Origin of the sequence: Methanobrevibacter sp., assembly GCF_030539665.1 — an archaeon.
Taxonomy (GTDB): domain Archaea; phylum Methanobacteriota; class Methanobacteria; order Methanobacteriales; family Methanobacteriaceae; genus Methanocatella.
This window is the reverse complement of sequence record NZ_JAUNXR010000001.1, coordinates 189708-202870: the sequence shown is the minus strand read 5'-3', so window position 1 is coordinate 202870 and position 13163 is coordinate 189708. Positions and strand designations below refer to the sequence as shown.

The window sequence follows — 13163 nt, the reverse complement described above, 5'->3', positions numbered from 1 at the left end:
ACAAATTAATTAGCACTCCCTCTTGCAAATAAAATTTTTCCGATTAAAATTCCGATCAATGCAGATACAAATGCGGTTGCAATAGGCAAATCATTATAGAATGGGAATTGCCCAATTTGCCAAGCAGCAACAATTCCAGCAATTAAAATAACTACAAATGATGATATGGTGAAATTAATGCCACTTTCAGGATTCTTCTTAACTTGTGAACCTAGAATCAAACCTAATATAAATCCAAATATAATTGGCCCTAATACTAACATAACTTCACCTCATTCCTCTGTAATTTTTTTAAATCCTGCAAAAGCTATTACAATTGCACTCAATCCTACAAACACTTTCAAACCTACAAATATATTTAAATAAGGCACTATTCCCGCATTAGTCACATCAGGATAATGGAAAATTTCCTGAATCATTGCAGGAACAAGATTGGAAATATCTGCACCGACATTGTATAAAAATGATCCGGCAACAAACAGACCAACCAATCCAAATATGATAAACATTAACGCTCCGAAATTTTCCAAAACTTCAATATAAAGATGTGAAAATTTAATAGGAGATTCTTCAAGACCGTAGACAAGAATACAAAGAATCACACCTGCTGCAATCATTGCACCCCCCTGGAATCCACCTCCAGGAGTTATATGTCCACCAAGAACAGTCATTATACCTAAACAAAACAATATAACTGCTATAGGTAAAGCAATAATTTTTAAAATTACACTTCCTTGACTCATTCTTCTTTACCTCCTAATTTACCTTTACCAAATACTAATAAAACCACTAAACCAGCAGTCAATAGAATTAATGATTCTCCAAGAGTATCGTACCCTCTAAAATCAAAAATTACGATTGTAACTAAGTTTGGAGCTATTTGAGTTCCTAAAGCATTATAAATATTGCTTACACCTGGAACAATCATTTTGCTTAAATGGAACAATGAGTCTAAAAGAGTAATACTAAATATTACAGTAGCCACACTAGCTATCAAATTTCTAATTCCTCTAGACATATTGAGCCCCCCAATAGATAAATACAACAATTATTGCCAAAGTTAGAATGGCATAGAACACCATCTTATTTAAAGAATCTTCCTGCTCTATTTTAAATTTCGGAATCAAAGGCATGTTAATTACTAAAATAACAGCTAAAATTAAAGTTACCATACCTGCAACCAAAACATTCACATGTCTTAGTAAAAGTGCCACCAAACAGAAAGACACAATAATAAGGAATTCAGCTGTTAAAGTTCCAGAAACCTCAATATTTGTTACTGGACCTCCAGCAAATAGCTGTCTGAACTTTTTAACTACATCAAAGAATTTATCATACAACCACATCTATAACATACCTCCTACAAACTGTGAAATCCCATTTGTTACAATTCCAGGGAATAAACCTAATAACACAATAATGATTAAGAATATTACCAACGCAAATACCATTGATTTTGGAGCTTTCTTGTCTGGAATTTGAAGAGTATTTGGTTTTGGTCTTAAAAACATTGTATAGTATGTTTTAATGAACACTACAAATGTAGCAATACTTACAATAATAGCAAGCAAGGACAATTCAGGATATCCGCAACTTAATGAAGCTTGAATAAGCATTAATTTACTTTGGAAACCGTTTAACGGAGGTACACCAGCCATAGCCAGACCGGAAATTAAAACCAAAATTGCAATTTTCGGATGATAACCTATTAAACCACCCATCCTGCGAGTGTCTGTCTCACCAGATAAGTATGCGATTAAACCAAATCCTATGAACAATGAAGCTGTTACAACCATTTCATTTATAGCCTGGAAAAGACCAGCAGTAATAGCGAATTCAGTTCCAAGACCAATACCTAAACCAATGAAACCCAATTCACCAACAGCTAAAAATCCTATCATTCTTCTGAAATCTGTTTGTGTCAATGCCATTGTTACTCCTAAAATCATAGCAATAGCTGAAAATACTACAAGCAATACTTCAAAGAATGGTACGACACTATAAATTCTAAACATGATTAAAACAATTGAAACCATTGAAATTACAGTAAATGCCTGAAGCAATGCAGAAGCATGAGGCTCTGCTTTACTGTACATACCTGATTTTATGGTATGGAATGGTGGTAAACCAGATGCATATAACCATCCGAAGAATATTAAACCACAGCTCATTAAGAATACAGGAGAATTAACTACTACTCTTCCTGCCTTGATTGCCATTACAATATCAGTTATGTTTACAGATCCAGTAATTGCAAGTAAAAATCCGATACCCAATAGAATCATTGGACTGCCAATAGCCCCTAAAATCATATATTTTAAAGCCATTTCATAATGGTTTTCTATAGGGGAAGCTGCCACAATACCCACTTGAGCCAATGCAAGTATTTCGAAGAATACGAACATGTTAAAAATATCGTCTGTCAATAGCAATGCAGTTACAGCGGCAATACCCATAAACAATAGGAATACATATGGCCCAGATGCTTTCTTGTATTTGTTAATATAGATTAAAACCACAAGGAAGACCAATATTCCTAAAAGACCAATGAATATTTTTTGTAAAATATCAAATGAATATGTAATTGCCGGATGGTAAACAATTCCAGTTAAATTATCAATCATTGGAGGATATCCGCCAAAGAAATGAAGACCGTAATTTGATATAATTGGAATTATAGGCACTATAATCGCAACGACAATAGCTATGGCTTTAATTGTCTTGTTGAATTTTGAAAATGAACTTACAAGTAAAGCACAAATCAAAGGAATGATTACCATAAGTGGAATAAACTCATTCATCAATACCATCTCCTTTTGAATTGTCGGCAAGCATTACAGAAGTACTTAAAGTTCCGTATTTTTTGTAAAGTACCATTACCAGAGCAAGCATTACAGCCAATGTACTTGCACCGATTACGATACTTGTTAAAACTAAACCGAATGGCAATGGATATGCTGCATTTGCTGCAAACCAACCTTTATCCATTCCAGGCATTAAAATAGGAACTACCCCTCCTGCTTTATATCCAATACCAATAATAAACAGATTAACTCCTTCCTCAATAAAGCTAATTCCAATTACCTTTTTAATAATGTTGTCAAGGAAAATAGCTGCAAATAATCCGACAATTACCAATAATCCCGCAGTAATCAAAACTGCCAATTGTGTAGATGCCATCAGTTATCCTCCCTTTGAGTTTTTTTAACAGCTAACGCTATAAATACTGGTATAATAGCTGCACCCACAATTGCTTGTGTTAAAGCAACATCAGGAGCTAGTAAAATTTGGAATAAAACTGCTAAAGCTCCACCAGAAAATCCAGTTAAAATAGCTGCCTTTAATAAATCAGATTGGACAAGAGCAAGAACCGCACTTAAAACAGTAATAATCATCAATACATAATCTAACATCTTACTCCCCCTCAGTTATCTCTAATGTAGCTACTGACAATCCCATATCATCACTATCGTCAACAAAAACTGTTGATTGTTCCAATTCCTGAATTTTGGATTTTGGATGAATGAAAGGACTTTCAATCTCCACATCTTCTTCTTCATCAGTCTTTTCAATATTTGGATTGTTTAAACTATCTTCACTTTTGAAAAATGCATATCCGATTGCATGTGCAGTAAAAGGTGCTAAAATGAAGTAGATTCCTGCTAAAAGCCACTGCCCAATTGCAAGCATTGCCAAAATTATTGCAATATCGAAAACACCTACAATATGGATTCTAGCATAATCAACATTTTTCCCATTTCTGTTTAAACTTACAATACCTATCGCAGCTATTATAATAAAAATAGCTGAGATTATAAGAAGAATTGACTGTATATATTCTATATACATTAATTATCTCCCCCCATTGTCATAGCAAAGGCAACTGTACCTACAAAACCAAAGAATATTAAAGCCATTGAAATATCTTTGTAAAATTCAATAGCGTACATGTCCCCAACGAAAAGTAATGCTATAGCAAAGGCGACGACTGCTACTGAGCTCCCCAAAAGAGCCATAGAAGATGTTCTATATGCTCCCACTCTTAATGCAGCAAACATCATAATAATTAATGCAATTACCACAACATATTTTGAAATAAATAAAATATCCATACTATCCCACTTTTACGTTAAATAATCTCTAAAAAAGATTTAAAGAAAAAAAGAATTATTCTAACATCTTTTTAATGTATTTTTCAAAAGGAATGATCTCTTCTTTTTTTCTTGGAGAAATAGTAGCTACTTTAATAATTTTATTTTCAGAATCAAGATCCACAGATAAAGTTCCAGGAGTTAAAGAAATACTATTAGCTAAGATTGTTTGTGAAACAGGTCTTTCTAAAATTGTTTCTACATCCACAACTACAGGATCAATATTTCTTCCAATAACACCATTAAATGCAACAGAAACTGTTGCTTTTATAATTTCATAAATTAAATCAAAGAAATAAATAATTCCATAACTAATTCTAGTAAAAAACATTAAATAAGCTCCATCTCATCGATAAGTTAAGCCATAAAAATATGACTAGATAAATTATATAATTTTATAATTATATTTAACATGATTATTTATTATAAATCTTTCCTTATTACACCAAAATAATGAAAAAATCAACATGATTTAAAAAAATATCATGAAATTTTATAAGTGTTCAGAGAGTTTAAAATCAAATCTACGAACAAGTTTCCAAAATTAAAATAATAAAGGATAGCTATAGGTAAAAGAAGACAGATGCAAACAATTGCAAATTTCCTATGAACCTTTCTAGAAGAAAGTGGAGCCAATGGTTTTATTCCTGCGGGAGTGAAACAGTCCAATATTATATGGCTTAAGATTCCAATGAATATTGCGAAACTTAATTGAATATAGTCCAATCCACCCCTAGGTAAAAGCAATGCTCCAATAACCAACAAAGGCAAAAATACTAAAAAAACTTTCTTATTCAAGAATAAGAAACCCAATAAAATCACTATCAGCAGCATGACATAATAATGATTAAATTTTGGAAATGCAATGAAATTAACAACCAGATTATATGAAAAAATCAAGATTAAAGAAACTGCTGCTGTTAGGATAAACAAACCAAAAATAGAGTGTGTTAAACTTCTATGGTCTGAAAAAAAGAATACTGCCCCTAAAAATACAATAATCAAACCCAAATAATAAGGCAAATTAAATATATAAAGTCCTATAAAGATTATTAAACCAATTATAATCATTTGATATACTTTTTCTTTTTTGAACTTATGATCAAAATCCGGAAGATTAGCTCCAATAATTGTCAAAGCTATTAAAATTGGATTTTGAAAAAACAACAATGATAAAATAAGGGCAAAAATGGTATGGCCTTTATATGAAGACAATGACATCACCTTAATAAAATATTATCACTAAAATATAAAAAGAATTGGCAAGAGCATTTGAAAAGTAATTATAAACCAAAATAACTAAGAAAACTTTTCATCTGACCATAAGATCTCTCGACACTGCCTTTACCAACAGCACCGAAAGGGGAAACAACTTCACCAGTAATGGCAGGAATGCCCAATAGATTGCATTCATCCTCCATAGCCCCCTTATAAGAAGCACCTGCTTGAGGAAAGACAATACTTTTACAGCCAACATCCTGAGATACGAATCTGGAAATTATAAAACTTTCAGAAGTGGGATACTTTGATGAAAAAATAGATTCAAACCCAGGATTGCTGTTAACGGCAGTAGTATGAAAATCCCCAACGAAATCGATTTCCAAATTGATAATGGCCTCTAAAATCCTATAAGACAAAGAATTGGCAATATGGGCTGAACGATTTAAATCATTATACATATACTGTCTTTCGTTCCTCATTGTGGAAAACGGAGAAGCGAAAGGGATGAAATAAAGAGTATGGTTAAACTTTTTGTTATTATACTCATTTAAAAGCTTTAGATTAGCGATTTGAGAGGAAAGTTCATTACCATGAATTCCAGATAAAACCAATATACTGCTTCCACCACTCCCTTTTTTAAAAATGGGAGTTCCCATAACAGCTTTTTCCAGAACAAATTGATTTAATGGAGTCAATTCTATGTAATTAAAAATATTTTTGTTTTTGGAGATATATCCTCCAGAATCTTCGGATATGTAAGAATAAGTCAAATCACCAAAATCATCCGCATTTTTAAAAATCATTTAAGCCCTCATTAATTATTTATATATGCAAGTTATTTATAATTGTATTAGAAGGAGATGATTTCAGTGAAAAAATATATCAAAAAGCTAACTGCCCTTGTTGACGAGGAAAGAAAAGCTGAAATGGAGCTAATGATAAATGAAATAAAACGTTTATCCCCTGGAAAAAGAGAGCAATTAGGAAGGGCAATAAATAAGGTAAAAGGAAAAAATCTTGGAAAAGAATTAGGTTTCAACATAATACAATATGGAAGAAGAGAACCTATAGATACGGAGATTAGTGTTGGAGATATTGTATTAATAAGTATAGGGAACCCTTTGAAAAGTGATTTGACAGGAACAGTCACCGAAAAAGGTGGCAGATTCATAAAAGTAGCTATTGAAAACGTTCCTAGATGGGCATTGAAAAAGCATGTTCGCATTGACTTATATGCAAATGACGTCACTTTCAAAAGAATGGAAGAAAATCTTGCAAATCTCTCAATTAAAGGTAAAGATGCATTAGAATACAGCCTACATGTGAGAAAACCTAAAAAGGATGATGAAACCATTCTAAATAAGAAACTAGATTATGTAGATGATTCCTTAAACGAATCTCAAAAGATAGCTGTAAGAAAAGCATTGGCATCCAGAAGCTTCTTTTTGATACATGGGCCTTTTGGAACAGGAAAAACAAGAACATTGATTGAATTGATCAATCAGGAATATTTTATGGGGTCTAAGATATTGGCTACATCAGAAAGCAATAACGCCATTGACAACATTCTGGAAAGACTGGCCAAAAGCAATGACAAAATTAACCTAACAAGATTAGGACACCCTCAAAGGGTTGATAAAGAAAACATCCGATTTACATTAGCTTACAAAGTGGAAAACCATCCGTTGAATGAAAGAATAATAGAGCTTAGACAAAAGGCAGATGAGCTTATTGAAAAGCGTGACGAGTTTACAAAACCAAGTCCTAGATATAAGAGAGGATATAGCGACAGCGAAATCTACCGTCTGGGAGTAATGAGAAAAGGAGGACGTGGAATAAGTCCTGCCATCATGAATTCAATGGCAAAATGGATTGAACAAAATAAAAATGTTGATGAAATCCTTGACAACATCAAAAAAATTGAAGAGAACATCATAAAAGACATCATAAACAAAAGTGATGTTATCTTATCTACAAACTCATCAGCAGCCCTAGAATCAATTGCAAAAACAAAATTTGATGTGGCAATCATTGATGAGGCATCACAGGCAACAATTCCAAGCGTTTTGATTCCAATAGCCAAAGCGGACAAGTTTGTGCTTGCAGGAGACCATAAACAGCTCCCACCAACAATCATCAGTAAAAAGGCACTGGAGTTAGAAGACACATTGTTTGAAAGCCTTATAAACAAATATCCCGACAAGTCTGCCTTATTGAACATCCAATACAGGATGAACAACCTATTGATGGAGTTCCCAAACTCAGAATTCTACAATTCAAAGCTTAATAGTGCAGAAAATGTGGAAAACATTCTTATAACCGATATTATTGAAGAAAATAAGCTGTCTGAGATTGAGGATGTTAATATTGAAGACCAATTACTATCAACAAAGCAGCCATTGATATTTGTGGATACCTCAAAGCTTTCTAAAAACAGAGAAAAACAATTGAAAGATTCCAAATCCATCATAAATCTTGCAGAGGCGGAAGTTACATTGGACATTGCCGAGTTTTATCAAAAATTAGGAGTTGCAGACAAGGACATTGGAATCATAAGTCCTTATGCGGATCAAGTAAATCTAATAAAAAGCAGATCAGAATTTGAAGTTAAAACTGTCGATGGATTCCAAGGCCGTGAGAAAGAAATTATAATAATATCCACTGTAAGAAGCAATGATAAAGGAAGGATTGGTTTTTTAAGTGATTTGAGAAGGTTGAATGTTGCCCTAACAAGAGCTAAAAGAAAATTAATCGTAATAGGAAATAAGGAAACACTGAAAGTGAATCCAACCTATAAAAGACTAATTGAATATGCCTACGAAAATGATGCTGTTGTGTCTATTTAAAAAGGTTTAAATAGTATAAATGGCTATTAGAAAAACGAAACACAGAGTTCAAATCATTATTTATGAGGGGGAAAATCATTTCTCCTCACCTCCATTCCATAAAAGATTAAAACCAGGTAATAGCATGAGCGAAATATACAAAAAAGTGCTTTTGAAAAACATAGCAAAGACACTTGAATCTTATTCTTATAAATTTTTGAAGACTCTTGAAATAGAACCTGGAACCATAAACTGTTTATTCAAAAAGAATGACGATGATATCATCATAGTCACATTTAGCTATAAACCTACAACAGAATTTCAAAAACACAAAAATGAAGGGAATTATCTGAATGAAGGTTTTTATAGAAAGACCATAAATGGAAAAAATGGGTTTTACGGAATCATAACTGAATCCGATAAAAAATGGGAGAAGTTTACATATCTGCTTAACAACGAAACCCTTATGATTACAATATCAAGACTTGTGGACTCATCAATTCCTATGACCGACCTGGTTAAGGATTACTTGAATGTAACAAATTAGGCCCTAAAAACATACCTTTAAATAATATCATTCCCTAATAAGTGTTTGCAGATTAAGGTGAACTAAAGTCGTTTTAATCTTGTCTTAATTAGGTGGTTAAATATCCTCTATATGAAACACCAAAATCAAATTTAAAATACCACCACCTAATTAAGAAACCCTTATTTTATCTAACTATTAAATAGTATTAACAATAAAAATATTTCATGAATATTTATTCTTATAAAAATTTATTTTTGGTGAATATAAATGGATAAAGTCATTCTTGCATTCAGTGGTGGATTAGATACCTCTGTTTGTGTTAAATTATTACAGGAAGAATACGATTTAGAAGTAATTTCAGTATGTGTAGATGTTGGACAAGGCGAAGAAGAAATGAAAAAAGCTGAAATAATGGCTGAACAGATTGGAAGTTCAAAACATTACAACATAGACGCAAAAGAAGAATTCGCAAATGAATACATCGCAAGAGCTATCAAAGCAAATGCAGAATACGAAGGATATCCTTTAAGTACTGCTCTTGCAAGACCTTTAATCGCTAAAAAAATTATTGAAATAGCTGAAAAAGAAGGAGCAAAAGCTATTGCACACGGATGTACTGGAAAAGGAAACGACCAATTCAGATTTGAAGCTGTAATTTTAGCAATGTCTGATTTCGATATCATTGCACCAGTTCGTGAATTTAACCTTACCAGAACTGAAGAACAAGAATATGCTGCTTCAAAAGGAATTCAACTTAAAACAGATAAGATTTACAGTGTAGATGAAAACATTTGGGGAAGAAGTATTGAAGGAGGAAACCTCGAAGACCCTGCAAATGCACCAGACGAAGACATTTACGAATGGACTGCAGGATGGGAATCTGCACTAAACGTACCTCAAGAAATCACCATTGAGTTTGAAGAAGGTATTCCAGTAGCAATCAATGGTGAAATGATGCCTTTAATAGACATCATCAAAAAAGCAAACTTGATTGCTGGTGAAAACGGTATTGGAAGAGTAGATACCATCGAAAACAGAATGATCGGACTTAAAAGTAGGGAAATCTATGAAGTTCCAGGTGCAAAATTGTTAATAGCTGCTCACCAATACTTAGAGGAATTGGTTTTAACAACTGATGAATTAAGATTTGCAGAATACATGAGTACCCTCTATGCTGACTTGGTATACAGGGCATTATGGCAAGAACCTTTAAGAGAAGACCTTGACCAAGCATTTGATCAAATGCAAAGAAGAGTAAGCGGAGAAGTAACCTTAAGACTTTTCAAAGGAAATATTACAGTATTATCCAGAAAATCCCCTTACAGTTTACACAGCATTGAACAAATCACCTTTGAAGACAAAGAAACCGATCAAAGAGAAGTTGAAGGTATGATTAAATACCACGGTCTTCAAGCTGCAAACTATCAAAAATTATAGCTATTAAATTAGCTATCATTTCTTTCTTTTTTTTATGTCAAAAATCAACAAACTTCAAGAGATTATCGATAAGTCAGAAAATATCGTCTTTTTCGGTGGCGCTGGAGTGTCTACAGAAAGTGGAATTCCTGATTTTAGAAGCGATACTGGAATCTACAATTATACTCCTGAAGAAGTGCTCTCACACACTTATTTTGAAAACCACACAGAAGAGTTCTTTGACTATTATAGAAATCATTTAATATTTAACAATGCAAAACCAAATCCTGCCCATTTAAAGTTGGCTGAAGGAGAAAAGGCAGGTAAAATTAAAGCAGTCATCACACAAAATGTTGATGGCCTTCATCAAAAAGCAGGAAGTGAAAATGTCCTTGAACTTCATGGAAACGTCAATAGGAACTATTGTCAATTCTGTGGACGGGAATATGAGGTAAATAAAATTTTAACAACCCCCGGCATTCCCTATTGCGAATGTGATGGGCTTATAAAGCCAGATGTTGTTCTGTATGAAGAGCCTTTAAAAAATGATATTATCAGCGATTCGATTAAATATATCTCCCAGGCAGACACTTTAATAGTTGGCGGAACCTCTCTTGTTGTATATCCTGCAGCAGGACTTATTCAATATTTCAATGGGGAAAACCTCGTTTTGATCAATAAAAGTCCTACTGATTATGATTCCTTTGCAAGTCTCACAATAGCTGAACCAATAGGGGAAGTTTTCTCACAGATCAAATTTTAATCTTCCTTTTTGGACAGTTCAAATTCAAGAGACCTTTCAACAAAATTTATTCCATCCAATGTATTTTCAGTTTTGTAGACCAAAATTTCAACACCTGCATCATGTGCTTCATTTAATGTTTTTGAAAATTTAGGATCATTATCCCAGTTAGGTCTAAATTTATCTCCTGCAGGATGTTGAATCAGGAAAAATACGACTGTACGGATTCCCTGTTTTTTGAGCTTTATAAGTTCCTTTAGATGTTTTGTTCCCCTTTCGGTTGGAGCGTCTGGAAATCTTGCTTCATCATCAATTATTAAAGTTACCCCTTTGACTTCAACATAACATTCTTCATTTTCATTTGCAAGATATATATCAATTCTTGAATTATCAATTGTTTTTTCTCTTTGAAGAATAGAATAACCTGAAAGTTCTTTAATTTGATTATTTTCAATAGCTTCATATACAATGCGATTAGCTTCTTGAGAGTATAATGATACCAATTCATTTCTATTGACAACAAAGTGCAATGTGAATTTGGTTTTTCTGTTGGGATTGTCCGAAGGAGCCAAATAAACCTCAGCATCATCCACCAACAGCTCCTTGCACCTTCCAGTATTCGGCACGTGGGCTATTTCAATATTCCCATCAACTTCCACCTCCGCAACAAACCTGTTGGGACGATTTTTAAAGATGCCCTTAACATAATCCATCATATCATCCATTTAGCAATATTGAACCAATATTTTTAGTTAAATCTGTAGCTGAAAAGCCATAGCCATCCTTTTCAAATGCAACATCACCTGCCCTACCATTGACATAAGCAGCTACAATAGAAGCGTCAAAAGCATCCAAACCCTGTGAAAACAGACTTGCAGTTAAACCAGCCAAGGCATCTCCGGTTCCTCCAACAGTCATTCCAGGATTTCCAGTCTTGTTAATTTTAAACCTTTTCCTATTGACTATGAAATCATATTCCCCTTTGATGATGACAGTTCCCTTAATCTCCCTTACAATCCTCTGAAATGCAGTTACGGTTCCATCAACCATGTTGAAATTAGTTGCATCAGCTATTTTGAAATCATTTGACCTGATTCCAAGCTCTTTAATGACTTTATCGAAGAATGCCTTAAATTCAAACAAATGAGGAGTCAGAATAAGATTCTCATTGTTTTTAACCAGATTGATGTCTACCTCCTTTAATGCGTCAGCATCAATTACCATTGGCTTTTTGATTTTTGCTGCAAGAACGTTGAATAATTTTGAAGTGCCCTCACACCTTCCGGCTCCAGGACCTATCAACACGGCATCCACCGAATCTACAAGATCCATGATTTCATCCAAATGTTCCAAGCCCAGATAATCCCCTTCAAGTTCACGAACGATAAAGTCGGGAGAGGTCAATTTGACCGGCAGCGCTGCAGGTGTGGGTGTTGCAATATAAACCAAATCTGCACCTGCAGAAATGGCTGACAGGCCTGCAATGGCGGGCGCTCCAAAATAATCCTTGCTTCCTCCAACAATTAGCAGCTTTCCGTTGTTCCCCTTATGAGATGCGTCTGATCTGTTTTTGAGCCTTAGGAGGTCCCCAATACCTGTAAAGTATTCCGCTTCGATGGGAATTCCAATGTCGCAAATTACACTTCCTCCAGTGAGTTCCTCTCCTGCAAGCTCCACACCATCCTTGATTTTATGAAAACTGACAGTATATTCAGGATCTACTGCAATATCTGAAATTTCACCATTTTCAGGATTGAGGCCTGAAGGAACATCTACAGAAATTGTAAGACCATTAGATTCGTTTATCACCTCAATGGCTTTTCTTACTTTAGGCCTTAATTTTCCCCTAATTCCAGTTCCCAAAATGGCATCAATTATTATAAACTCGGAAAAACTTTCGCTTTGGGCAATCTGAGTATTTTCAATATCTTCCACACTATCCAGATTATAGATATTCAAGTGAGAAAGCCTCGGTTTCATGCTAAGAAGGATTTCATAATTTATCCTAGCGTTTTCATCCTTGATGGTTGGATTTAAATTATATATGTCAACCTCATATCCTCTGTTCAGCAAATATCTAGCAGCTACAAAACCATCCCCCCCATTTCCACCAGAACCTGTAAAAATAGCTACCTTAACTGGCTTTGAAAAGGTATAGACCGCAATCTTTCCAACCTCTTCAGCCAATGATTTTCCAGCTGATTCCATTAAACATAATCTTGAAAGACCCAAGCACTCGCAGTTAATGTCAGTAATTTTCATATCTAAAGGAGAAATCA

18 protein-coding genes are annotated in these 13163 nt (G+C 33.9%); 4 read left to right on the top strand and 14 right to left on the bottom strand.

Going from position 1 to position 13163, the window contains the following annotated elements:
* Positions 1-5: 5 nt before the first annotated feature.
* From Q4P18_RS00925 to Q4P18_RS00870, 12 genes are all read right to left on the bottom strand, one after another.
* Positions 6-263 carry an energy-converting hydrogenase B subunit J gene (locus Q4P18_RS00925; RefSeq protein ID WP_303334548.1) on the bottom strand — a complete coding sequence of 86 codons (258 nt, stop codon included), beginning with the start codon at positions 261-263 and terminating at the stop codon, positions 6-8.
* A gap of 9 nt (positions 264-272) precedes the next feature.
* On the bottom strand, positions 273-743 hold the full coding sequence (locus Q4P18_RS00920) for an MnhB domain-containing protein (RefSeq protein WP_303334546.1): 471 nt from the start codon (positions 741-743) through the stop codon (positions 273-275).
* On the bottom strand, positions 740-1018 hold the full coding sequence (locus Q4P18_RS00915) for an EhbH (RefSeq protein WP_303334544.1): 279 nt from the start codon (positions 1016-1018) through the stop codon (positions 740-742). The genes Q4P18_RS00920 and Q4P18_RS00915 overlap by 4 nt, the downstream gene beginning before the upstream one ends.
* A complete protein-coding gene (locus Q4P18_RS00910; RefSeq protein ID WP_303334541.1) occupies positions 1011-1346 on the bottom strand; it encodes a hydrogenase in 336 nt (111 codons plus the stop codon). The genes Q4P18_RS00915 and Q4P18_RS00910 overlap by 8 nt, the downstream gene beginning before the upstream one ends.
* A complete protein-coding gene (gene ehbF / locus Q4P18_RS00905) occupies positions 1347-2804 on the bottom strand; it encodes an energy conserving hydrogenase EhbF (RefSeq protein WP_303334539.1) in 1458 nt (485 codons plus the stop codon). It lies immediately after the preceding gene.
* Positions 2794-3180: a cation:proton antiporter subunit C gene (locus Q4P18_RS00900; RefSeq protein ID WP_303334537.1), complete on the bottom strand. Its 387-nt coding sequence runs from the start codon at positions 3178-3180 to the stop codon at positions 2794-2796. Before Q4P18_RS00900 ends, ehbF begins: the two co-directional genes overlap by 11 nt.
* On the bottom strand, positions 3180-3413 hold the full coding sequence (locus Q4P18_RS00895) for a DUF4040 domain-containing protein (protein WP_303334535.1): 234 nt from the start codon (positions 3411-3413) through the stop codon (positions 3180-3182). The genes Q4P18_RS00900 and Q4P18_RS00895 overlap by 1 nt, the downstream gene beginning before the upstream one ends.
* Position 3414: 1 nt before the next feature.
* Complete coding sequence (locus tag Q4P18_RS00890; RefSeq protein ID WP_303334533.1) at positions 3415-3849, bottom strand: cation:proton antiporter; 435 nt, start codon at positions 3847-3849, stop codon at positions 3415-3417.
* Positions 3849-4112: a hypothetical protein gene (locus tag Q4P18_RS00885; protein WP_303334531.1), complete on the bottom strand. Its 264-nt coding sequence runs from the start codon at positions 4110-4112 to the stop codon at positions 3849-3851. The genes Q4P18_RS00890 and Q4P18_RS00885 overlap by 1 nt, the downstream gene beginning before the upstream one ends.
* A 55-nt stretch (positions 4113-4167) precedes the next feature.
* Positions 4168-4482, bottom strand: coding sequence for a Na+/H+ antiporter subunit E (locus Q4P18_RS00880; RefSeq protein ID WP_303334525.1), 315 nt, complete (start codon positions 4480-4482; stop codon positions 4168-4170).
* 152 nt (positions 4483-4634) lie between these two features.
* Entirely contained in the window at positions 4635-5366 is a 732-nt protein-coding gene (locus Q4P18_RS00875; protein WP_303334524.1) for a metal-dependent hydrolase, read from the bottom strand.
* Between the two features lie 68 nt (positions 5367-5434).
* Positions 5435-6175, bottom strand: a complete 741-nt coding sequence (locus Q4P18_RS00870; protein ID WP_303334521.1) for a succinylglutamate desuccinylase/aspartoacylase family protein — start codon at positions 6173-6175, stop codon at positions 5435-5437.
* Between the two features lie 66 nt (positions 6176-6241).
* Here Q4P18_RS00870 and Q4P18_RS00865 point away from each other — a divergent pair, with 66 nt between their 5' ends.
* From Q4P18_RS00865 to Q4P18_RS00850, 4 genes are all read left to right on the top strand, one after another.
* Positions 6242-8218, top strand: a complete 1977-nt coding sequence (locus Q4P18_RS00865; RefSeq protein ID WP_303334519.1) for an IGHMBP2 family helicase — start codon at positions 6242-6244, stop codon at positions 8216-8218.
* A gap of 124 nt (positions 8219-8342) precedes the next feature.
* Positions 8343-8744: a hypothetical protein gene (locus Q4P18_RS00860; RefSeq protein ID WP_303334517.1), complete on the top strand. Its 402-nt coding sequence runs from the start codon at positions 8343-8345 to the stop codon at positions 8742-8744.
* Positions 8745-8993: 249 nt separating this feature from the next.
* Positions 8994-10163: an argininosuccinate synthase gene (locus Q4P18_RS00855; protein WP_303334515.1), complete on the top strand. Its 1170-nt coding sequence runs from the start codon at positions 8994-8996 to the stop codon at positions 10161-10163.
* Positions 10164-10197: 34 nt separating this feature from the next.
* Positions 10198-10905 (top strand): NAD-dependent protein deacylase, encoded by a 708-nt coding sequence (locus tag Q4P18_RS00850; RefSeq protein WP_303334513.1) that lies wholly within the window; start codon positions 10198-10200, stop codon positions 10903-10905.
* On the opposite strand, the gene sfsA is transcribed toward Q4P18_RS00850, so the two are convergent.
* The gene (gene sfsA, locus Q4P18_RS00845) at positions 10902-11597 is read right to left on the bottom strand and encodes a DNA/RNA nuclease SfsA (RefSeq protein ID WP_303334510.1); all 696 of its coding nucleotides are present in this window, start codon (positions 11595-11597) and stop codon (positions 10902-10904) included. The genes Q4P18_RS00850 and sfsA overlap by 4 nt on opposite strands.
* 4 nt (positions 11598-11601) lie before the next feature.
* The gene (locus Q4P18_RS00840; protein WP_368660179.1) at positions 11602-13161 is read right to left on the bottom strand and encodes an NAD(P)H-hydrate dehydratase; all 1560 of its coding nucleotides are present in this window, start codon (positions 13159-13161) and stop codon (positions 11602-11604) included.
* Positions 13162-13163: the final 2 nt, after the last annotated feature.